Origin of the sequence: Acinetobacter sp. F-1, from assembly GCF_022869025.1 — a bacterium.
In the GTDB taxonomy this organism is placed as follows: Bacteria; Pseudomonadota; Gammaproteobacteria; order Pseudomonadales; family Moraxellaceae; genus Acinetobacter; species Acinetobacter pseudolwoffii.
Genome location: NZ_JAJKFX010000017.1, coordinates 1 through 22,889 on the forward strand (window position 1 = coordinate 1; position 22,889 = coordinate 22,889).

Consider the following 22,889-nt stretch of genomic DNA (forward strand, 5'->3'; position numbering starts at 1 on the left):
GGCTTGATTGGCTTGATTGGCTTGATTGGCTTGATTGGCTTGATTGGCTTGATTGGCTTTAATTTAAAGTTAGGTATTTGGATTTTTAAAGATCAGGAAAAAATCCCATAGTGGCTTAGCTACCGTCAATTGAATGATTGATAAATTATTGTGGAGCTTTTTGGTTTTTTTACACATGTTACTTTAAAGATATAAGAGTAAATACGATGTATGTGTTAAATAAGTATAACCATAATTCATATGGTCTAAACTTAAATATTAGAAAATTAGATGCCGGTTATAAATATGTTTTTTGAGAAAAAAATATTTTCTAATTCACTTTGGATGATGTTAGAAAAGTTTTTAGGCATATTTGGGCTTATCTTTGTAAACTCATATATGGCTAAATATATCGGTCCAGAAAATTTTGGAAAATTAGCTTTTACGACTTCAATTTTTATTTTTGTTCAAACTTTATCTTGGTTTGGTGCTCAAAATATATTATTTAAACGTTTTAGTGAGAATATTCAATCTGGAATTCGTTTGGCGATTTCTACTCAATTGATGCGAAATAGCATTTATTTTATAATATCAATTTTTGCACTTATATATTTGTGGTTTAGTAGTGATACATTAACATTTGTATTTGGAGTAGGTAATTTTATTGCCAGTTACTTTTTAGTGAATGATTTTTTTTCTATACATAATAATAGTCAGCTTATTTCTATTGTAAATGCTTTAACAAATATAATAGGTCTTTTTTTAGCATTAACTCTGCGATTTGTTTTAGTTCTTTTTGAAGCAGATGCTTACACAATGATTTTTCCTATCATTATTATGGCGATGATCCCATTTTTTTTGAGAAAAACTTATTTTTATAAAAAATATAAAAAGATTCAAAACAAAAAATATAATAAAAAATATAATAATTATATGTTTATGACAGGAGGGAGTTTAGTTTTATCTACACTTTCGATTGTTTTGTACACTCAAGTTTCAAATATATTTTTAGCCAAATATACCTCATTTACTAATTTAGGCATTTATAATGTCGCTTTGACCTTAGGCTCTGCTTGGGGTTTTATTAATATTGCTTTAATTACAAGTTATTTTTCAAAGATATATGCGGAAAATAATATCTCTATAGAGTTGCAATACTTAAAACAAATACATTGGTTAGTAATAATTATTACACTCTTTGTGATGATAGGTATGTTTCTAATAGGATCATGGGTTGTTAATATTTTATACGGAGTTGAATTTATTTATTCTATAAAACTACTTCCTTTTATAGTCTTTGCAACTATGCTTTCAGCATTAGGCACAATTAGTTACCGTTATATAATGAAATTTAATGGTTATAAGTACTTATCCGTTAAAATGTTAATAGTTAGTTTGTTAAGTATACCAATTTCTTACTTTTTTATTCAGAAGTATGGTGTTTTAGGGGCAGCGTATTGTTTTATACTAGTAGAGTTTTTTTCTCTCACTATTGCAAACTATTTTTTTAAAAATGGTTGTATTTTAAAAATGCATATTAATGTATTAAGTTTTAGTAATAAAGATAAGGGTTAAGGTAATTATACAATGTATAAGTTGATTTTGCTGTTTCGTTTATTTTTACATAGGATTCTTCCTTTCAATGATATCAGTGATAGTTTTTTAAACTATTTAAGTTTTCTTATAAGTCACAAAAGGCTTCCTAAAGATCGTTTTTATTTTAATGATTATTTGTTCAAAATAAAGAATACAGATGAAATATTAAATCCTATTCGACAGTTTGTAAGTGATAAATATTTAGTAAAAGATTATGTGCGTGCAAAAGTGGGGGAGCAATATAATGTTCCAACACTTGCAATTTTTAATAACTATCAAGATTTAAAAGATTATGAATTTCCAGAAAATTGTTGTATTAAACCGACTCAAGCTAGTCAAGCTGTTATTTTAAGAAAAAATAATGAACCTATAAATATTAATGAGACGGAAAAGTGGTTCGAATTGAATTATTATAAAAAAACACGGGAAAGAAACTATAAATATCTGAAACCTAAAGTAATTGTAGAGCCTTTGATTTTTAATAGCACAAACTTAATGGATTACCGTATTTACTGTTTTAATGGAAAGGCGAAGTTAATTTGTATAGATATAGGTAAATTTACAGGTTATCAGCGCATTTTTTATACAACAGACTGGGTGAAACAAGATTTTTCTTTAAAATACCCCCTTTATGAAGGTGAGTTAGAAAAACCTAAAAATCTAGATGAAATGATTATGGTTGCTGAAAAATTATCTAGTGAATTTGACTTTGTTAGAATTGATTTATATTCAGATGGTGAAAGCTGTTTAGTGGGTGAAATTACTAATTGTCATGCTGCTGCTTCGCAAAATTTTGTGCCTTTAAGTGCTGAGAAAAAAGCCTCAAAAATTATTTTTGGAGATATAGTGTGAAAATTACTGTTGTAGGTACTGGTTATGTTGGTTTATCTAACGCTGTGTTATTTGCGCGTCAGCATAAAGTAACGAGTTTAGATATTGATGAAAACCGTGTTGCTTTAATTAATCAAAAAATATCACCTATTTCGGATGACTATATTGAGCGAGCATTTAAAGAAGATAATTTAAATCTGAAAGCTACGCTTGATAAAGTTCAGGCGTATGAGCAAGCAGATTATATTATTATTGCTACACCTACTAATTATGATTCCGAGACCAATTATTTCGATACATCTTCAATAGAAATTGTTATTTCAGAGATCCTCCCACTGAATAGCACTGCAACTATTATTATAAAATCGACTATACCTGTCGGTTACACAGCTCAGGTCAAATCCAAATTTAAAACGGAACAAATAATATTTGCTCCAGAGTTTTTACGGGAAGGTAAAGCTCTTTATGATAACTTATATCCTTCACGAATCATCGTAGGGGAGAAATCCGAGCGGGGTAAAAGCGTTGCTCAGCTTTATCTCGATGCAACAGTTGAGAAAAGTGCCCCAACGCTATGCATGAATGCGACTGAAGCAGAGGCTGTAAAATTATTTTCTAATACTTATCTTGCTATGCGAGTGGCTTATTTTAATGAGCTTGATAGCTACTGTGCTGTAAAGGGCTTAGATACCAAACAAATTATTGATGGAGTTGGCTTGGATCCACGCATAGGTAATCATTACAATAATCCAAGTTTTGGCTATGGTGGTTATTGTTTACCTAAAGATACCAAGCAATTATTGGCTAACTACAATGAAGTGCCTAATAATATTATAGGTGCTATTGTGGAGGCAAATCGTACTCGTAAAGATTTTATCGCAGATCAGGTTGTAGGGAAATTACGTGCACAAGGTGGTAATCAGATAGTGGGTATTTATCGTTTGATTATGAAAGAAGGCAGTGATAATTTCCGTGCTTCAGCAATTCAAGGCATTATGAAACGTATCAAAGCCAAGGGTATCGAAGTGATTGTATATGAGCCTGTACTAAAAGAGAGCCAATTCTATAACTCACGTATTGTGATTTCGCTAGATGAGTTTAAACAAGCCAGTACTATCATAGTTGCAAATCGTTTAGACGATAGCTTGAAAGATGTGGCTGAAAAAGTTTATACACGTGATTTGTTTCAAAGCGATAGTTAATATAAACTAACGCGGTAGTATTCGATATATTATTGGCTTTTGTGTATTACTAGATTTTCTTTAAAAGTCTAAATAGTATTCTAGTCTATATAGCGAACATGAAAGTTATTGGTGATTGTGCTGGGGCGCTATATTAGAATGCAAAAGTCATTGATAAGATTTTTTCAAAGTAAGTTTGTTCGTAATGTCATTTTAGTTGCTAGTGGTACTGCTGGCGCACGAGCTATTACTATGGCATTTTACCAATAATTACTAAATTGTATGGACCTGAAGCTTTTGGGTTGCTAGGTGCTTTTGTCGCTGTTTTAGCTATTGTTATGCCTATTGCTGCCTTGTCTTATCCAGTTGCAATGTTTTTCAATGCTATGCAGCAGTGGTTAATTAGAAAGAAACAATTCAAGTTAGTCTTGTAATTTTGAGTCAGGTTTCTTTTTTAAAGTGAGATGAGTGTTGAGCTATATTAGTATAAACTATATTGGTGATGATTATGTTAGTGGTTAAGTCTAATGAACTTGGTCATAGATTCATAACATTGCTAGTTTTTTTTCTAGCGAGTAGTATTTATTACTTGACTATCCCTGCATTAGTAATAATTTATATGTATTTGCTGGTTTATAAAAAGTGGTTGAAGATTAATAAGAGGAGTTTGACAATTCTGGTATTGTTTTTTTCATCAATAGGCTTGTCTTTATTTGTTGGTTTGTTTGATAGTAATTTTGGCGAAAGCTTGGTGTATTCGATATATCTTTTTGCATTATTTTTTGCAGTAATATTATTGGTGAGTACGGATAATCCCAATAAAACTATTTCATATATATATGCATTTTTATTTGGATCATTTTTCTTTTATTCAATAATTTTATTTAATGCTTGTATATATAATTTTAGTAATTCAACTTGTGGTTATGGTGGGGTTTATAATTTATTTACAGGAAGTGTGTTGAATACTCCAGGTTATGCCAATAGTATAGTTTTATATCCTATTCTTTGTTTATGTTATATGTTTGTATACAAGGAAAAAAATAGTATAAATAAAAAAATATATGCAATTTTTGTTGTGGTTTTATGTGTTGTTTTACTTTCTTTTTTAGCTTCTAGAGCCTCTTACGTATTATTGTTAGCAGGGTTGTTGATGGTATTGGCTCTACGTAGCTGGAAAAATATAATTGCAGGGATTATTTTATTATTTGCATTGATAGTAGTATTTAATTTTTTATTAGATTATATGCAAACTATGGGTATTATAAGTTTTGACTTAATATTTAATCGATTTGAAGAAAAAGGATTTGAAACACAGCGCGTAGAAAGATATATGTCTGGCTTAGAAGAATTATTAACTACTCCGATTGGAATTTATCAAATTGATCCAAGTGTAGGTGCTAATAATTTAATACACAATATTTATCTTGATTTATCAAAATTTGGTGGTTGGTCTGTTTTTATATCATTTGTAATATTTAGCCTTTTGGGTTTAAAGCGTAGTCCATTTAAAATGAATGATGAGTATAAGTCTATTTTTATTATATATATAATATGTTTTATTTCTTTGCAGCAAGATGTTTTTTATGGTGCAGGTCTTCCAGTGTTGGTAATATTCTTGATGTCTAATACATATTTGTTTTGTTGGAGTCAAGTGAAGAAACAAACTTTAAGCGTGTAATGAATATGAAGAGTAAGTTTAGTATAGTCATCCCACACTATAACGAATCTAAGCGATTGAATCGCCTGTTAGTATCTATACCTCTATGTAGAGGGGACCTACAAGTGATCGTTGTTGATGATTGTAGTCCCGACCAAACTGGTCTAGCGCAGATCAAACAGCTATTTCCTACAGTAACTTTTTTATCGACACCCAATAATCAGGGCGCTGGTGCTGCAAGAAATATAGGCTTACAGCATGCTATCGGGGAGTTTGTTTTATTTGCGGATGCAGATGATGAGTTTTTGGAGCATACTTTTGAATACTTTGATGAAGCCATTATGCATGATGCCGATATTTATTACTTTTTTGCCGATGCTAGAATTGAAAATACGGGAGAGCATTCGGTTCGAGCCGATGTGTTTAATGGCTTGATTGATGAATATTTAGGTGCGCCGAATAAAGAAAATACACTTCATTTAAAGTTAGGGCACTGTGTACCCTGGGCAAAATTGTACAAAAATGCATTTATAAAGCAGACGCAGGTATTATTTGATGAAACTCCTGTGAGTAATGATATCTATTTTAATATTATCAATGCAGTGCATGCTGATAAAATTTATGCAGTGGATAAGGCTGTATATAGAGTGTATAGACTTACAGACAGTCTCACAAGTACACTCACTGCAGAACGTTTGCTTTGCAGATTACAGGTGTCGGCAAAAGTAGCAACAGAATTGAATCGTTTGGGTATATCACATAGCCGTTCTGCATCTGGTTTTCTTGCGCAGTCACTTTCTTTTGGGCCCGTTGTTTTTCTAAAAGCATTGCTGATATCGGTAAGATCTGATTTGCATTTAAACTTATTGAGAGTAGTTAATGTATCTCGTTGGTTACGATATTTTAAAAGAAATAATACGACAAGTGCTGAAATTAATAGAAAATAGAGATTATCCATGAGTAAAAAAATTTCAGTGTTAATACCAACATATAAACCAGGTTGGTATTTTGAACGTTGTTTAAAGTCTATAGAAGAACAAACTTTAGATAAAAAATATTTTAAGGTTTATATTGCTTTGAATGGTCCTAAGAAAGATTATGAGGATCTAATTATTGGATTATTGAAGCAGTATAGTTTTGAGTATGCGTATTTTTATATTGCACGGGCTGGCGTATCGAATGCTCGAAACCTTATGATTGAATCGTCAGTGGAAGATTATATTACTTTTGTTGATGATGATGATGTGCTTAGTTGTAATTATCTTGAGCAGCTTTTATTAAAGGTGACACCCTTTGAAATTTCTGTAAGCAATATGTGTCTATTTTCTCAAATACCTGAAGATTCACACCCAAACTATATTGGTAAAAGTTTCACTACTCTGAATCAACGTGAAACCTCATTATTTAAAACGCGTAAATTTTTTTCGTCACCTTGTGCAAAATTGGTTCATAGAGGTTTGATAGCTGACCATAGATTTAATACTAAATTGAAAATAGGTGAAGATTCTTTATTTATGGCGGAAATAAGTAAACGAGTTAGAGCAGTCAATAAAACTGATTTAAGTGCGTGTTATTATGTCTATGTTCGTGAAGGTTCCGCATCTCGCTCTAAAATTGAGCCTATTGATGAGTTCAAGCGACTTAGTTATCTGATTATTTTATATTCTGGTATGTTATTTAAAGGTTATAATATTCCCTTTATTCTAAGCCGTATAGTAGCATCCATGAAACATTTTAAAAGAGTTTTTAAGTAGCTTAAGTATATGAAAATTATATATTTCCATCAATATTTTAATACACCTGAAATGTCAGGTGGCACTCGTTCTTATGAAATGGCCCGTCGTTTAGTTGCTGCTGGCCATGAAGTACATATGATTACTTCGCGTAAAGATGCTAAAAACGATAACTGGTATATGACATTAGAAGCAGGAATACACGTCCATTGGTTTCCAAATATTTATAATAATAAAATGTCTTATTTTGAGCGTATCAAAGCTTTTATAAGATTTGCTTACCATGCAACAAAAAAAGGTAAAAGTTTTAAAAATGTGGATTTAGTTTTTGCAACAAGTACTCCATTAACCATTTCTATTCCTGCTGTATTAACTTGTAAAAAAAATAAAGCTCCGATGGTTTTTGAAATTAGGGATTTATGGCCTGAGCTTCCAATTGCGATGGGAGCCTTAAAAAATCCAATTCTTCGTAGTGTTGCTCATAGACTAGAACATTGGGCATATTTTAACTCGAAGGCAATCGTGGCACTTTCACCTGGAATGAAAGAAGGTGTTATAAAATCAGGTTACCCAAAAAAGAATATCGCGGTGATTCCAAATAGTTGTGATATTGATTTATTTACAATTGATGAAAAATTGGCTGTTGAATTTCGAAATTCTCACGACTGGCTGAAAGATCGTCCGCTTATCGTTTATACAGGTACATTTGGACATATTAATGGGGTGGGATATCTCGTTGACTTGGCAGAAAAACTAAAAAATATTAATCCCGAAATTCGTATTTTACTTGTTGGAGATGGTTTTGAATTTGAAAAAGTAAGAAATAGAGCAATTGAAAAAAATGTTTTAGATCAAAACTTATTCATGATGAAACGAGTGCCTAAAAACCAGATTCCTATTATTTTAAATGCTGCTACCCTGTGTTCAGCTTTATTTATTGATAAACCTGAAATGCGTTCAAATTCTGCAAATAAATTTTTTGACGCATTAGCCTCAGGTACGCCCGTTATGATTAATTATGGCGGTTGGATGGTGGACTTAATTAATAAGCACCAATGTGGTTTAGTAACTTGGAAAATGGATATTGAGTCTGCTGCAAGTAAGATCTCTAATTTTATAAATGACAAACGGGTCTATACTCAAGCTTCAATTAACGCCAAGAAACTAGCAAATTCGCAATTCCATAGAGATGTACTTGGAAAGCAATTGGGTCTGGTTTTCGATGCTGTAATAAATGATAAAGAAAATATAGCAAGTATTACCGAAGAATATTATGATTAAGGCATTCTGAATATGATGCTCAAAAGTCCTTGTTCTTGGTAAATAAGAATGTCTTCTTTTGAGCATTATCTTTGGTTTTAATTATACCTATATAAAAATGGTGTAATAAAAATTATCATATGTGTAAGTGTGCTTAGACAATTTGGTCTGATAAAAGTTGGATATCATGGGTGTTATAGATTATGTATGAATCATGTTTCAAAAGACTGATGGACTTGGTTATTTCATTGGTTGTGTTTCTTATAGTCTTGCCAATTTTTATTACTGTCATGTTTTCTTTAATAATTGCCAATAAAGGCAATCCTTTCTTTTTTCAACGTAGACCTGGAAAAAATGAAAAAATCTTTAAGATTATTAAATTTAAAACTATGACCGATGCTAAGGATTCAAATGGAAAGTTATTACCTGATTCTGAAAGACTTACAAAAATTGGATCATTTATTCGAAAAACATCTTTAGATGAAATGCCTCAATTAATTAATGTTATTAAAGGGGATATGTCATTAATTGGACCTCGTCCTTTATTTGTAAGATACTTGCCTTATTATACTAATAGAGAAGCATTACGTCATACTGTAAGGCCTGGGATAACAGGATTAGCTCAAGTAAATGGTAGGAATTTTTTAGACTGGAATAGCCGCTTAGAATTAGATGCTCAATATGTTGAAAATATTAGCTTCATGAATGATATAAAAATAGCGTTATTGACTGTTAAAAATGTTATAGCAAGGAAGGATATTGCCGTAGTTCCAGGAGCTATTGGAAAGCCTTTAGATATTGAGCGAGCTAAAAATGAAACTAAGATTACTAAATAAAAACGATTTATCTTTGCGCGTGCAATGGATGAATGATGCGCGGATTTATTGTACCATGCATTTCCAACCACCTATTTTACTAGAAAATACTCTCCAATGGTTTAATATTAATAAAAACAATAGTAAACGGGCAGATTTTGTTTTAGAGACATTAGATGGGGAAGTGTTAACTATGTCTGGTTTAACTGGACTAGATACTGATATCTTGAAAATGGAGTCTTATATTTTTGTTGATCCAGATACCAAAGCAAAAGGCCTAGGTAAAAAAACACTATTCTTACAATGTGTTTATGCTTTTGAAATTCTAAAAATAAATAAAGTTTATGCTTATATCGACTCGGATAATTTTGCATCCCAAAAGCTATATGAAAAAATTGGTTTTAAGAAAGAAGGAATCTTACGTAATGAAACTAAAAGAGAAGATAGTTTTATAGATCGTTATTATTATGGTTGTTTCATAGATGACCTAGATAAAAGTTTATTTCAATATGAAGTTAATTATGATTATAAAGAGATTAGACTTTTATGATTATTTATCAAAAAATATATCAATCACAACTTAACCAAAATATTACTATTATCCGTGATGATTTATATCCATCTTTAGGCGGTGGTAATAAAGGTCGAAAAATTGATAGTATTGGTCAAGAAATATTAGATAACTCCTATAAGGCTGTAGTAACGACAGGTGGTATTCAATCAAACCATTGTCGAGCAACAGCCGTTTTTTGTGCGCAACATCATTTGCAATGTACATTAGTTTTACATGGTGATAAAGATAAGTTTCTAAAAGAGTCTGGCAATGCCAAAATTATGCGTATGTCAGGAGCTAATATTATTTTTGTTGACCAACCCATAGATATTGGACCCACTATGGATCAGGCTATGTGTAAATATAAAGATATTGGTTTAAAACCTTATTATCTATGGGGAGGTGGGCATAATCTTCAAGGTGGTAAAGCTTATATTGATGCTGTTCAACAATTAAATTCAGAAGTACTAATAGATTACTTATTCGTAGCTTGTGGTACTGGATCTACCCAAGCAGGAATAATGGCAGGTTTATCGCAAAAAAATATGCCTTGTAAAGTCATTGGTATATCTGTTGCAAGAAATCAGCAATCTGCACAAGAACATGTATCTAATTTTTATAATAAACTTTGTGAAAGTTTTTCTATTCAAAGGCAACATGAGACTATTGTCTTAGATGATTATCTGTGTGGTGGTTATGAGCAGTATAATGATGAATTGAAAAAATTATCAGATGATTCAATTCGTGATTATGGCTTTGCTTTAGATACAACATATAGTGGTAAAGCATTTTTGGGTATGCAGCAGTACATCTTTAAGCACAATCTGCAAGGTAATATTGTATTTTGGCATACTGGTGGAATTTTTAATTTTTTGGCTTAAATCAACTTATGAATATTTTATTTACATGTGCTGGCCGTCGTAATTATCTCATTAATTATTGTAAGCAAGCATTAAATGGTCAAGGTATAGTCTTGGCTACTGATATGAGTAAGCTTGCTCCTGCAATGTCTGATGCAGATATCAGCTTACTTGTTCCTTCTATTTATAGTGAGGACTATATTCCAAATTTACTTAGTATTGTTAAAGAATATGATATCAATGCGATTATATCTTTAAATGATCTTGAGTTGCCAATTTTATCTAATCATAAGCAAGTATTTACTGAAATGGGAGTACAAGTAATTGTTTCAGATAGCTTAGTAATCGATATTTGTTTTGATAAAATTAAAACCCGTGATTTTTTATTATCTATTGGCTTAAATACACCCTTAACCTATAGTAATTATAATGATGCGCTAGATGCAATTAAATCAGGGCAACTAACTTTTCCTCTGGTATTAAAGCCACGTTGGGGAAGTGCTTCAATTGGAATCGAATTTCCGGAAAGTCTTGAAGAATTTGAATTAGCTTATAAGCTGCTAATGATTAAATTAAAGAACACAATTCTATTTGAGGCGAGTAAGAACGAATTAGATGCAGCCATCTTGATTCAACAGAAATTGAATGGACCAGAATATGGCATGGATATCGTAAATGACTTGGATCAAGAATATTTTACGACAGTAGTGCGTAAAAAACTTTCTATGCGAGCAGGCGAAACAGATAAAGCAGTTTCTGTTATTGACCAGCATTTTTCAGATATTGGCGAAAAAATATCAACTAATTTAAAACATATTGGTAATTTAGATTGTGATGTGTTCGAGCAGGATGGTGAGTTGTATGTGCTTGAGTTGAATCCACGTTTCGGTGGTGGATATCCTTTTTCACATGAAGCCGGTATGAATACTATTCAGGCCTATTTAGCTTGGTTAGCTGGTGAAAAACTAGAGAGTTCTTTTAATCAATATAAAGCTGATCTCGTATTTTCTAAGTGTGATCGTCTTATTCGTATTTAATTTTTAGGGAATACAACATGCTAAATACTGCATTTGAACCATGGCCAAGTTTTACCCAGAAAGAAGCGGATGCGGTTTCCCGGGTTTTATTGTCGAATAAAGTCAACTACTGGACAGGGCAAGAATGCCGTGACTTTGAAAAAGAATTTGCCCAGTTCGCAGAAACCCAGTATGCAGTGGCTTTAGCCAATGGAACCGTGGCACTCGATGTTGCTTTGAAAGCCTTAGGGATTGGCGCAGGGGATGATGTAATTGTCACTTCACGCACCTTTCTGGCATCAGCCAGTTCGATTGTGACGGCTGGAGCAAATCCTATTTTTGCTGATGTTGAGCTGGATTCACAGAATATTTCTGCTGAAACCATCGAAGCAGTACTGACCCCAAATACCAAAGCGATTATTTGTGTGCATCTGGCTGGCTGGATGTGTGATATGGATCCGATCATGCAATTGGCACAGGAAAAAGGCCTGTATGTGATTGAAGACTGTGCACAGGCACATGGTGCGAAATATAAAGGCAAGTCGGCCGGTTCCATCGGTCATATCGCAGCCTGGTCGTTTTGTCAGGACAAGATCATGACCACAGGTGGTGAAGGCGGTATGGTCACCACCAATGATGAAACCCTGTGGAAAAAAATGTGGTCTTATAAAGACCATGGCAAGAACTTTGACAGCATCTATAACAAGCAGCATCCACCGGGATTCCGCTGGTTGCATGATTCATTTGGGACCAACTGGCGCATGATGGAAATGCAAGCAGTAATTGGCCGTATTCAGCTTAAAATGATGCCGGAGTGGACTGCAAAACGCATGGCCAATATGGAAAAAATTTATGCTGCATTTGCAGACAGTCCATATTTTAGCGTGCATCGCCCATCCGATGAGTATGTCCATGCCGCATATAAATGTTATGTGCAGGTCAATACAGATCGGTTGCCTGAAGGCTGGTCACGTGACCGGATTATGGCAGAGATGAATGCCTTGGGTGTGCCATGTTTTAGTGGATCTTGTTCCGAGGTGTATTTGGAGCATGCTTTTGATGGTACAGCATGGCGACCGGCACAGCGTTTGCAAAATGCGCAAAAACTCGGTGAAACCAGTTTGATGTTCTTGGTCCATCCGACATTAACAGAAAATAATATTCAAACAACTGAATCTGCCATCCAGCAGATCATTAGTCGCATATAATCTAATCATGATTCAATCACGTAGAATGCACCAATAGGTGCATTTGATAAATTTACCCAAGTTTCAATTTAATCATTCTAATACCTAAATTGGATTGAAACTTATAAGTACTATTGAGAAGACATATCACGTGAAGTCCATCATCCTACCTTTAGTCGAATCTCCACGTTCAGCAAAACTCGCATTTTTAGTCATTTTAGACTTTTGTATTTTCCCTGTTCTAATCTGGCTGTGTTATGCCATCCGCCAGTTTGACCTCGGCGCAGAAGTTGTACCCAATATTCCTTTTGGTACGGTTTGGGTCAGTGCTATTGCTGTATTGGCTCTATTTCTCTGCGGTGTATATCGCTTTATTGTTCGTACCTTCAATGAATTCTTTATTGTTAAACTGGGTTTGGCAACGATCTTATCCGTGATTGGCCTGTATTTATTGGCTTATAGCACCCATGCCTTTATTCCGACATCCATCCCGTTGATGTTTGGCTTTATGATGTTTGCCTGGGTCTGGTTTAGCCGAGGTTTTATCCGTTTTATCGTGCGTTCTTATTTACAGGCCGGAGTGCCTAAAAAACGTATCGCGATTTACGGCGCTGGCAATGCAGGGCAACAGGTGGCAGCCACCTTAAATCGCTCCAATGAGCATGTGCCGATTATATTTATTGACGATAATCCGTCTTTAAATGGCCAAAATATTGGTGGTATTCAAGTTTTTTTACCACATACTGCTTTGAAATGTTTTACAAAACTCAAAATTGATGAAATTCTGATTGCACTGCCCTCAGTCGGGCGGATACGTAAAAGTGAAATCGTTAAATCTTTAGAACCGGCGCATCTTAAAATTACCGAGATTCCCGGCCTGACTAAACTGGTCGATGGTGAAATTCGAATTTCCGATATTCAGGAAGTGGATATTATTGACCTGCTGGGCCGCGATCCGGTACCTCCGGTTGCAGAACTTTTAGCCAAAAATATTCAAGATAAAGTAGTGATGGTCACAGGCGCAGGTGGCTCAATTGGTTCTGAGCTTTGTCGCCAGATTATTAAAAACCAGCCAGCCAAAATTATCATTTATGAACTGACAGAATTTGCTTTATATAGTATTGATAAAGAATTACGTCTCACAGCATCATGTGACATTATTCCAATCTTGGGCTCAGTATTGGATGAACGCAAGCTTGAGCGGGTGATTGAACAATATGAGATCCAAACAGTTTATCATGCAGCGGCTTATAAACATGTACCCCTGGTGGAGTGTAACCCATTAGCAGGCCTGAAAAATAACGCGGTGGGAACGGCATTTAGTGTCAATGCTGCGGTGAAAAAAGGCGTCGAAACCTTTGTACTGATTTCAACCGATAAAGCGGTACGTCCGACCAACGTGATGGGTGCGACCAAGCGGATGGCAGAGCTTTATTGCCAGGCCATGGCAGAAGCTCAGGACCAGACCCAGATCAGTATTGTACGCTTTGGTAATGTACTGGGTTCTTCAGGCTCAGTGGTACCGCTGTTTAAACAGCAGATTGCCAAGGGTGGGCCAATCACGGTGACCGATCCCGAAGTGACCCGTTTCTTTATGACCATTCCGGAAGCCTCGCAGCTGGTGATTCAGGCTGGTGCCCTCGGTACGGGCGGAGATGTGTTCTTGCTGGATATGGGCGAACCGGTACGGATTCAGGATCTGGCACGACAAATGATTTCACTCAGTGGACTCAAAGTCCGTGAAGAAAAAAATCCAAATGGCGATATTGAAATTCAATATACCGGCTTACGTCCGGGTGAAAAGCTGTATGAAGAACTGCTGATTGATGAAGAAAATACAGAAATTACCTCGCATAAGCGTATTTTGAGATCAGTCGAGAAGCATTATCCATTGGCAGAAATCCTGGAGGTCTTTAAACGGATGCATGAACTTTCAGCGACCCAATCCGATATTGAATGGGCATTGGCGCAGCTGGAATACTATGTCGATGGTTATGTCCGTGGTAATGACATTCAAGTGAACTAGGTTATTTATAGATATGATTAAGAAAGCAATTCTTCCTGTGGCAGGCCTCGGTACACGTTTTTTACCGGCCAGCAAATCGATTCCCAAAGAAATGGTCACGGTGGTCGACCGTCCGGCGATTGAATATGTGGTCCGTGAAGCGGTAGCCGCCGGAATTGAACAAATTATTTTGGTGACACATTCTTCAAAAGCATCGATTGAAAATTACTTCGATCGTAATTTTGAACTTGAAACCACGCTTGAGCAAAAAAACAAAACCGATTTACTCAAAGAAATTACTGAAATTCTGCCTAGCGGTGTAAGTATCATGAGTGTACGTCAACCGCAGCCTTTGGGCTTGGGCCATGCGGTACTCTGTGCCAAAGCCGTGATTGGCGATGAAGATTTTGCAGTATTATTACCAGATGTGCTGGTCAAGGATCAGGATCCGGAAAATGATTTGTCTCGCATGATTCAGCGTTATGACGCGTCTCAAGCAGCACAAATCATGGTTGAAGCGGTGCCTGAACATCTGGTGGATCAATATGGGATTGTCGATGTGGCCGCATCTCCGGCCGAAGGCGAAAGCATTGTCATGCAAGGGATTGTTGAAAAACCGGCAGTCGGCACTGCACCATCGAATCTGTCTGTGGTTGGACGTTATGTCCTGCCGGCAAAAATCATGCAGCTTCTGGAACAGACACCACGCGGGGCAGGCAATGAAATTCAGCTCACCGATGCGATTGCCATGTTACAGCAGACTGAAGCGGTGGAGGCTTATCGTATGAAAGGTCAAACTTTTGACTGTGGCAACAAGCTCGGCTATCTTAAAGCTGTATTACATTATGGGGTTGATCATCCCAAGCTCGGTCACGAGTTTAAAGCGTTGATCCAAGAACTCGCTTTATAATAAAAAATAATAACCAAGGAATACTATGAAAGTCGCAGTACTGGGGAAAACCTTATTTTCTGGGGTCATTTCGGCCCTTTTGTCTGAATGTGGTCATCAGGTGGTGTGGTGTAACAGCTTCAGTGCAGATGAGCCGGCCCGGACTTATTTTCAGGATGAATCCTTGCAGTCATTGCTGCACAAACAGGAAAAATCCGGTTTTTTAAACTGTTGTGATTTTCAGCATCTGGATTTTAATCAGGATGTTTTTTTCTTTAGTTTTAACGCCACCGAAGAGCAGCAGGCATTTCAGATGCTGGATACCATTCGGCATGCCTGTTTTGCCCATCCCAAACTGATGATTAATGCTTCGACCTTTGGCTTGCATGGCACCCAACGTTTTCAACAACTGCTGCCGAATGATGACTGGATTTATCTGCCCGATATTATTCAGGAAGGTAATGCCCTGCGTAGTTTTGTTCAGGCCAGCCAGCTGATCGTGGGCTGTGATCATGCAGATGCACAGGCTAAAATCAGAGAGCTGTTACGCCCCTTGTTTCCGCGTGCGCAGCAGTATCTGTTTATGCCGGTACTGGATGCCGAATTTACCAAACTCAGTATTTCCGGCATGCTGGCCACCCGGATCAGTTATATGAATGATCTGGCCAGCGTGGCAGAAAAACTCGGGATCGATATTGAACAGGTGCGCCAAGGCATGGCGGCGGATAACCGGATTGGTTCCGCCTATTTGTTTCCGGGCGTCGGTTTTGGTGGAGAGAACTTCTCGCATGATATCCGCACCTTAACGCATGCAGTAGCAGATTCAGGAGTGAAAAACCAGCTGCTGGAACAGGTCTGGGACATTAACGAACAGCAAAAAGAATTACTGTTTCGTAAACTCTGGAACTATTTCCGTGGAGACTTGAAGGGTAAAGTCATTGCGATCTGGGGTGCAGCCTTTAAGGAAAATACCCCAAGCATCCAGCAATCTCCAGTGCATGCCATGCTCACTGCATTATGGGCGCAAGGGGTGACGGTCAAACTGCATGATCCGCAAGCATTGGCCAATATTAAAAAAGTCTATGGGACACGGCAGGATCTAATCCTGTGTGAAGATCAATATCAGGCAGTTGAGGGGGCAGATGCCTTATGTTTGATGACTGCCTGGAAACAGTATGGTAGTCCAGATTATCCACACCTCATTAAACTGATGCAGCATCCCCTGATTTTGGATGGGCGTAATCTGTATGATCCGGCCTATATCAAGGCGCGTGGTTTTAATTATATTGGGGTGGGACGTTAATGTTAAGTCAGCTTAAACCAGATCTAAATACTGAAACTGTGTGTCAAAAACTCGCCTCGAGCAAAGAACAACTTGATGCGGTGCATCTACGAGAACTGTTTGCCGCAGACCCCCAGCGTTTTAACAAATATTCAATTCAGTTTGAACAGCTGGTCTTCGATTATAGTAAACACAGAATTGATAACACGGTGATGGAGGACCTGATTGAATGGGCAGATGCACAAAACTTAAGATCCTGGATCGGGTCTTTATTTTCAAATCAGGATATTAATTATACCGAGCAACGTGCTGCCATGCATTGGGCATTACGCTTGCCAGCACAGGATCAGCAGCATGCGGATCTGGCCGCTGATGTGCATGCTCAACTTGAGCGCATGTATGCCTTGGTCGAGCAAATTCATGCCGGGCAGCGTCGTGGTGCCACCGGGGAAGTGATTCAGGATGTGGTCAATATTGGCGTGGGCGGATCAGATCTTGGGCCCTTGATGGTCACCCATGCCTTATCGGATTTTAAATACCAGTCTGCCCAGCCACTCAATGTGCATTTTGTCTCGACCATGGATGGCAGTCAGCTGTCCGAGTTGTTGCATCAGCTGCGTCCGGAAACCACGCTATTTATCATTTCCTCCAAATCATTTGGCACGATTGATACCCTGACCAATGCCCAGACAGTACGCCTGTGGCTGGAAAAAGCCTTGGGTCAGCATCCCTATATTCTGAAGCATCATTTTATTGGAGTTTCTACCAAGCCGGAGAAAATGACGGCCTGGGGAATTGCTCCGGAAAACCAGCTCTTATTATGGGATTGGGTCGGCGGTCGTTATTCACTGTGGTCCTGTATCGGATTGCCGATTGCACTGAGTATCGGCATTGAAGGTTTTAAGCAGCTGCTGGCCGGTGCCTATGCGGTCGATCAGCATTTTCAGTATCAGCCTTTTGAGCGCAATATTCCGGTGTTGATGGGGCTCTTGGGTGCATGGAATAACAATTTTCTGGATATTCAGACCCATGCCATCCTGCCTTATGATGGACGACTGAAATACTTTGCTTCTTATTTGCAACAGCTGGAAATGGAATCTAACGGTAAGTCGATTCAACGTGATGGTGAAAAAGTTCAGCTGGATACCTGTCCGATTATTTGGGGCGAAGTGGGACCGAATGCGCAACATGCTTTTTATCAGCTCCTCCATCAAGGTACGCAGTCAGTGAGTTGTGACTTTATTGCGCCGGTCAAGCGCTATAACAGTCAGCAATATACCTATGCAGACAGTGCCGAAGCATTAATTGAACAGCATCATTTGGCCCTGTCTAACTGCTTGGCGCAATCACGTTTATTGGCCTTTGGTAATGAGGCTTTGGACCCAAAAGAATTAGAGAGCTTGCCAGCCTATAAACAGTATGAAGGCAACCAACCGAGCAGTACGCTGTTGATGCAAGAGCTGAATCCTTATAGTCTGGGTATGCTGATTGCTCTATATGAACATAAAGTTTTTGTGCAATCGGTGCTGTGGAATATCAACCCATTTGACCAGTGGGGCGTGGAAAAAGGCAAGGAAATTGCCAACCAGTTGCTGCCTATTTTGAATGGTGAACAGTCTGAGCTAGGTGGTCTGGATGGTTCAACTCAAGGTTTAATTAACATTTTATTAGGGAAGCAGCATGGCTAAAATTCTGGTAACGGGCGGGGCAGGCTATATTGGTTCGCATACTTGTGTTGAGTTATTAAATGCCGGCCATGAGGTGGTGGTTTTAGATAATCTGTGCAATAGCGCTGCTGAGTCTTTAAATCGGGTGCAACAGTTGACCCAAAAAAGCCTGACATTTATACAAGGTGATATCCGTGATGCTCAATTATTAGATCAGGTATTTCAGCAACACTCGATTGAGGCCGTGATTCATTTTGCCGGGCTTAAAGCCGTCGGTGAAAGCCAGCAAATACCATTGGCTTATTTTGACAATAATATTGCCGGTTCAATCAGCCTGGTTCAGGCGATGCAGCGCGCGCAGGTTTTTAAACTGGTGTTTAGTTCCTCAGCCACGGTCTATGGCGAAAATAATCCTTCACCTTTAAATGAAGAAATGCCTACCGGAATGCCGACCAATAACTATGGCTATACCAAGCTGATTGTTGAGCAGCTCTTGGAAAAGTTGTCTGTGGCGGATGAACATTGGTCGATTGCCTTATTACGTTATTTTAATCCGGTCGGCGCGCATAAAAGTGGCCAGATTGGCGAAGATCCACAAGGTATTCCCAATAACCTGATGCCTTTTGTGACTCAAGTGGCAGTCGGTCGTCGTGAAAAGCTATCTATTTTCGGTCATGATTATGACACGGTGGATGGTACCGGAGTGCGCGATTATATACACGTAGTTGACTTAGCCAATGCACACTTATGTGCCCTCAATAATCGTTTAACTGCGCAAGGTTGCCGTGCCTGGAATATTGGTACAGGGAATGGCATTTCAGTGCTACAAGTTAAAGATACTTTTGAGCAAGTGAATGGGGTTGCGATTGCATTTGAATTAGCCCCTCGTCGTGAAGGCGATGTGGCCACCTGTTTTGCAGACAATACCCGTGCAGTCCAAGAGTTGAGCTGGCAACCTCAGTATGGTTTAGAGGACATGCTCGCTGATAGCTGGAACTGGCAGAAGCAGAATCCGAATGGCTATCGTTAAAATCTTTATAGCGATATAAATAAAAATGGGAGCAACATTGCTCCCATTTTTATTGTGTTTGATACCAAAAGCTTAACTCTGGATCAGCTGAGTCAATTCATCGACATAGTCCTGCATTGGTCGGGGATTGTGATCACGACGGCTTTCAATATTCAGACGCAATAGCGGTTCAGTATTCGATGCCCGCACATTAAAACGCCATGCACCAAAATTAAGGCTGACCCCATCGGTCTGATCGATCTCCGGCTGCTGATCGGCATAATGATCGAAAAGTTTTTGGATGGTTGCTTGGGTATCGGCGACTTTAAAGTTGATTTCACCACTGCATGGGAACTTGGCGATCATCTCCTCCACCAGAGAAGATAAGGATTTTCCTGTTTCAGACAGTACTACTATCGCCAGTAACCATGGAATCATGCCGCTATCGCAATAGGCAAAGTCACGGAAATAATGATGTGCACTCATTTCACCGCCATAGGCCGCATTATGCTCACGCATCACATCTTTAATAAAGGCGTGACCTGACTTGGACTGAACCGTGATCCCTTGATATTGCTCTACAATATCCAGTGTATTCCAGACCAAACGCGGATCATGTACAATTTTTTCGCCAGATTGCTTTAGCAAGAAGGCTTGAGCCAGAAGGCCGACAATATAATAGCCTTCAATAAACTGGCCTTTTTCATCGAACAGGAAGCAGCGGTCAAAGTCACCATCCCAGGCAATGCCCATATCTGCGCCATACTGAATGACCGCATCACGGGTGCTGTCACGGTTCTCAGTTAAAATCGGGTTGGGAATCCCGTTCGGGAAAGTGCCGTCAGCTTCATGATGAATTTTGATAAATTCAACCGGAATATTGAGTTGTTGAAATTTTTGTTCAATCGCATCGACCACATGACCTGCTGCACCATTACCGGCATTCATCACCAGTTTCATCGGACGGATTTTTGCCGGATCAATATAGCTCATCAGATGATTTACAAATTCGGGCAGAATATTGTATTTTTCAGTACTGCCTTTATTGCTGACTTCAATAAATTCATCTAATTCTGCTAAAGCCTGAATCTCTTTAAGACCAGTATCGGCACTGATTGGACGGGCATTTTCACGTACCAGTTTCATGCCATTATAGTCCATCGGATTATGGCTGGCCGTGATTTCAATACCACCTTGAACATCCAGATGGAAGGCGCCAAAATAAACTTCTTCCGTGCCGGTCATGCCCAGATCCAGAACATTGACACCCGCATCATTTAAACCGTGAATGGTGGCCTGTTTTAAACCTTCACTGCTGAGCCGGATGTCACAGCCAATGACCACCGTTTTAGGTTGATAAATCTGTCCATAAGCACGGCCAATTTTATAGGCAATCTCTTCATTGAGCTCGGTGCCGAGTTTGCCGCGAATGTCATAGGCTTTGAAGCAAGTCAGTTTGGTCATTTATAGGCTCTCCATTCAGAAGAAAAAAGGCCGGTTCCCCAGCCCTGATTCAATTTTAATTATTCTACCGTAACCGATTTTGCCAGATTGCGTGGCTGATCGACATCTGTACCACGCAGCACTGCCACATGATAAGACAGTAACTGCACCGGGATGCTATATGCAATCGGTGCCAGCACTGCATTGACTGCCGGAATATGTACCACATGCTGACGCTCTTTGGCTTTAATGCCGCTGTTTTCATCGGCAAAGACAAACAGTTCGCCACCACGTGCCTGAACTTCTTCCATATTGGATTTCAGCTTATCTAGCATGTCATCTTGCGGTGCCAGAATCACCACCGGCATGTCATTGTCGACCAGTGCCAATGGGCCATGTTTTAGCTCACCTGCAGCATAACCTTCAGCATGAATATAGGAAATTTCTTTCAGCTTGAGTGCACCTTCCAGTGCGATCGGGAAGTGCGTACCACGGCCCAGGAACAGGCAATGCTGCTTTTCAACAAACAGCTCAGACAGACCTAAAATTTCATTATCATGACGTAAAGTGTCCAGAATCACTTTAGGCAAATGCCAGAGTTCTGTGCTGATCTTCGTCATCTGTTCTGTAGAAATGCTATTTTTGACCGAACCAATTTTCAATACCAACAGCATTAAAGCAGCAAGCTGGGTGGTAAAGGCTTTGGTAGATGCCACACCAATTTCTGGGCCTGCCAGTGTCAACAGACTATGCTGGGTCTCACGTACCATCGATGATGTAGCGACATTACAGATGGTCATCGTAGTGATGTCCAGCCCTTTGGCCGCCGCACGTTTCTGTGTATCACGTAATGCAGCCAAGGTATCAGCAGTTTCACCAGATTGAGAAATACACACATAGAGTGTGTGATTCACAATCACTGGCGTACGATAACGGAACTCGCTGGCAATCTCGACCTGACACGGCAGATCAATCAGCTGTTCAAACCAGTATTTGGCGATCATGCCGGCATGATAGCTGGTACCACAGGCAATAATCTGGATTTGCTGGATTTTTGCGAAGTCCTGTTCTGCACTGGCAAGAAAGTCTTTGCGCAGGTCATTGCCATTTAAAGCCTGGGAAATGGTCTGTTTGATCGCTTCAGGCTGCTCATAAATTTCTTTGAGCATGTAGTGCTTATATTCACCTTTAGAGGCATTGCTGACCGCAGCATCCAGTTCCTTGACCGGACGATCGACCAGTTGACCATCGACGAAAACTTCAATCGTGCTGCGGGTCAAACGCGCAATATCACCTTCTTCCAGGTAGATAAAACGGTTGGTAATCGGGAGCAGCGCCAACTGGTCAGAACTGATAAAGTTCTCGCCAATCCCCACACCAATGACGAGTGGAGAACCTTCACGTACGGTAATCAGTTCATCCGGATGATCTGTATGCACGATACCTAGGGCATAAGCACCTTTGAGTTGTGGTACCACCTGGCGCACAGCTTCCATTAAGCTTGGGGTAGATTTCAGGGCGTCATTGATCAGATGTGCAACCACTTCTGTATCGGTCTGTGAAGTAAAGACATAACCCAAAGCTTCAAGATCATCTTTAAGTTCTTGATAGTTCTCAATGATTCCGTTATGGACCACTGCCACATTTTCAGAAATATGCGGATGGGCATTTTCTTCAGTCGGTTTGCCATGGGTTGCCCAGCGTGTATGTGCAATGCCAAGTGAGCCGCTGATCTGTGATTCATTTACGGCCTGTTCAAGGTTCGCGACCTTGCCGACACGACGTTCACGCAGGACCTGGCTATTGTTGATGAGTGCCAAACCTGCTGAATCATAACCCCGGTATTCCAGGCGTTTTAAGCCTTCAATCAAAATATTGGTAATGCTACGTTCTGCAATGCCACCGACGATACCACACATATTT

At 38.5% G+C, this 22,889-nt stretch carries 19 protein-coding genes; 17 read left to right on the forward strand and 2 right to left on the reverse strand.

Annotated features, from left to right (window positions below; translation table 11 throughout):
- Window positions 1–270: 270 nt before the first annotated feature.
- From LOZ91_RS13025 to galE, 17 genes are all read left to right on the forward strand, one after another.
- Window positions 271–1,554 carry an oligosaccharide flippase family protein gene (locus tag LOZ91_RS13025; RefSeq protein ID WP_244783351.1) on the forward strand — a complete coding sequence of 428 codons (1,284 nt, stop codon included), beginning with the start codon at window positions 271–273 and terminating at the stop codon, window positions 1,552–1,554.
- A gap of 12 nt (window positions 1,555–1,566) precedes the next feature.
- Window positions 1,567–2,427 carry an ATP-grasp fold amidoligase family protein gene (locus LOZ91_RS13030; protein WP_244783352.1) on the forward strand — a complete coding sequence of 287 codons (861 nt, stop codon included), beginning with the start codon at window positions 1,567–1,569 and terminating at the stop codon, window positions 2,425–2,427.
- Window positions 2,424–3,608 carry a nucleotide sugar dehydrogenase gene (locus LOZ91_RS13035; RefSeq protein WP_244783354.1) on the forward strand — a complete coding sequence of 395 codons (1,185 nt, stop codon included), beginning with the start codon at window positions 2,424–2,426 and terminating at the stop codon, window positions 3,606–3,608. Before LOZ91_RS13030 ends, LOZ91_RS13035 begins: the two co-directional genes overlap by 4 nt.
- 487 nt (window positions 3,609–4,095) lie before the next feature.
- Complete coding sequence (locus tag LOZ91_RS13040; protein ID WP_244783355.1) at window positions 4,096–5,268, forward strand: hypothetical protein; 1,173 nt, start codon at window positions 4,096–4,098, stop codon at window positions 5,266–5,268.
- Between the two features lie 5 nt (window positions 5,269–5,273).
- Complete coding sequence (locus LOZ91_RS13045) at window positions 5,274–6,194, forward strand: glycosyltransferase family 2 protein (RefSeq protein ID WP_244783382.1); 921 nt, start codon at window positions 5,274–5,276, stop codon at window positions 6,192–6,194.
- 9 nt (window positions 6,195–6,203) lie between these two features.
- The gene (locus LOZ91_RS13050; protein ID WP_244783356.1) at window positions 6,204–7,001 is read left to right on the forward strand and encodes a glycosyltransferase family 2 protein; all 798 of its coding nucleotides are present in this window, start codon (window positions 6,204–6,206) and stop codon (window positions 6,999–7,001) included.
- Between the two features lie 9 nt (window positions 7,002–7,010).
- Window positions 7,011–8,261, forward strand: a complete 1,251-nt coding sequence (locus tag LOZ91_RS13055; RefSeq protein WP_244783357.1) for a glycosyltransferase family 4 protein — start codon at window positions 7,011–7,013, stop codon at window positions 8,259–8,261.
- Window positions 8,262–8,443: 182 nt separating this feature from the next.
- Window positions 8,444–9,076: a sugar transferase gene (locus LOZ91_RS13060; protein ID WP_244783358.1), complete on the forward strand. Its 633-nt coding sequence runs from the start codon at window positions 8,444–8,446 to the stop codon at window positions 9,074–9,076.
- On the forward strand, window positions 9,054–9,605 hold the full coding sequence (locus LOZ91_RS13065) for a GNAT family protein (protein WP_244783360.1): 552 nt from the start codon (window positions 9,054–9,056) through the stop codon (window positions 9,603–9,605). The genes LOZ91_RS13060 and LOZ91_RS13065 overlap by 23 nt, the downstream gene beginning before the upstream one ends.
- Entirely contained in the window at window positions 9,602–10,489 is an 888-nt protein-coding gene (locus LOZ91_RS13070; protein WP_244783362.1) for a pyridoxal-phosphate dependent enzyme, read from the forward strand. Before LOZ91_RS13065 ends, LOZ91_RS13070 begins: the two co-directional genes overlap by 4 nt.
- Window positions 10,490–10,497: 8 nt before the next feature.
- Window positions 10,498–11,505: an ATP-grasp domain-containing protein gene (locus LOZ91_RS13075; protein ID WP_244783363.1), complete on the forward strand. Its 1,008-nt coding sequence runs from the start codon at window positions 10,498–10,500 to the stop codon at window positions 11,503–11,505.
- 17 nt (window positions 11,506–11,522) lie between these two features.
- Window positions 11,523–12,692, forward strand: a complete 1,170-nt coding sequence (locus LOZ91_RS13080; RefSeq protein ID WP_244783364.1) for a DegT/DnrJ/EryC1/StrS aminotransferase family protein — start codon at window positions 11,523–11,525, stop codon at window positions 12,690–12,692.
- Between the two features lie 130 nt (window positions 12,693–12,822).
- Window positions 12,823–14,697: a nucleoside-diphosphate sugar epimerase/dehydratase gene (locus LOZ91_RS13085; protein WP_244783366.1), complete on the forward strand. Its 1,875-nt coding sequence runs from the start codon at window positions 12,823–12,825 to the stop codon at window positions 14,695–14,697.
- A gap of 13 nt (window positions 14,698–14,710) precedes the next feature.
- Window positions 14,711–15,586: a UTP--glucose-1-phosphate uridylyltransferase GalU gene (gene galU / locus LOZ91_RS13090; protein WP_244783367.1), complete on the forward strand. Its 876-nt coding sequence runs from the start codon at window positions 14,711–14,713 to the stop codon at window positions 15,584–15,586.
- A gap of 25 nt (window positions 15,587–15,611) precedes the next feature.
- The gene (locus LOZ91_RS13095) at window positions 15,612–16,868 is read left to right on the forward strand and encodes a nucleotide sugar dehydrogenase (RefSeq protein WP_244783369.1); all 1,257 of its coding nucleotides are present in this window, start codon (window positions 15,612–15,614) and stop codon (window positions 16,866–16,868) included.
- Window positions 16,868–18,535 (forward strand): glucose-6-phosphate isomerase, encoded by a 1,668-nt coding sequence (pgi, locus tag LOZ91_RS13100; RefSeq protein ID WP_244783370.1) that lies wholly within the window; start codon window positions 16,868–16,870, stop codon window positions 18,533–18,535. The genes LOZ91_RS13095 and pgi overlap by 1 nt, the downstream gene beginning before the upstream one ends.
- Complete coding sequence (gene galE / locus LOZ91_RS13105; RefSeq protein WP_244783371.1) at window positions 18,528–19,544, forward strand: UDP-glucose 4-epimerase GalE; 1,017 nt, start codon at window positions 18,528–18,530, stop codon at window positions 19,542–19,544. Before pgi ends, galE begins: the two co-directional genes overlap by 8 nt.
- Before the next feature lie 72 nt (window positions 19,545–19,616).
- On the opposite strand, the gene LOZ91_RS13110 is transcribed toward galE, so the two are convergent.
- The gene (locus tag LOZ91_RS13110; RefSeq protein WP_244783372.1) at window positions 19,617–20,987 is read right to left on the reverse strand and encodes a phosphomannomutase CpsG; all 1,371 of its coding nucleotides are present in this window, start codon (window positions 20,985–20,987) and stop codon (window positions 19,617–19,619) included.
- A gap of 59 nt (window positions 20,988–21,046) precedes the next feature.
- The gene (gene glmS / locus LOZ91_RS13115) at window positions 21,047–22,885 is read right to left on the reverse strand and encodes a glutamine--fructose-6-phosphate transaminase (isomerizing) (RefSeq protein WP_244783373.1); all 1,839 of its coding nucleotides are present in this window, start codon (window positions 22,883–22,885) and stop codon (window positions 21,047–21,049) included.
- Window positions 22,886–22,889 lie beyond the last annotated feature (4 nt).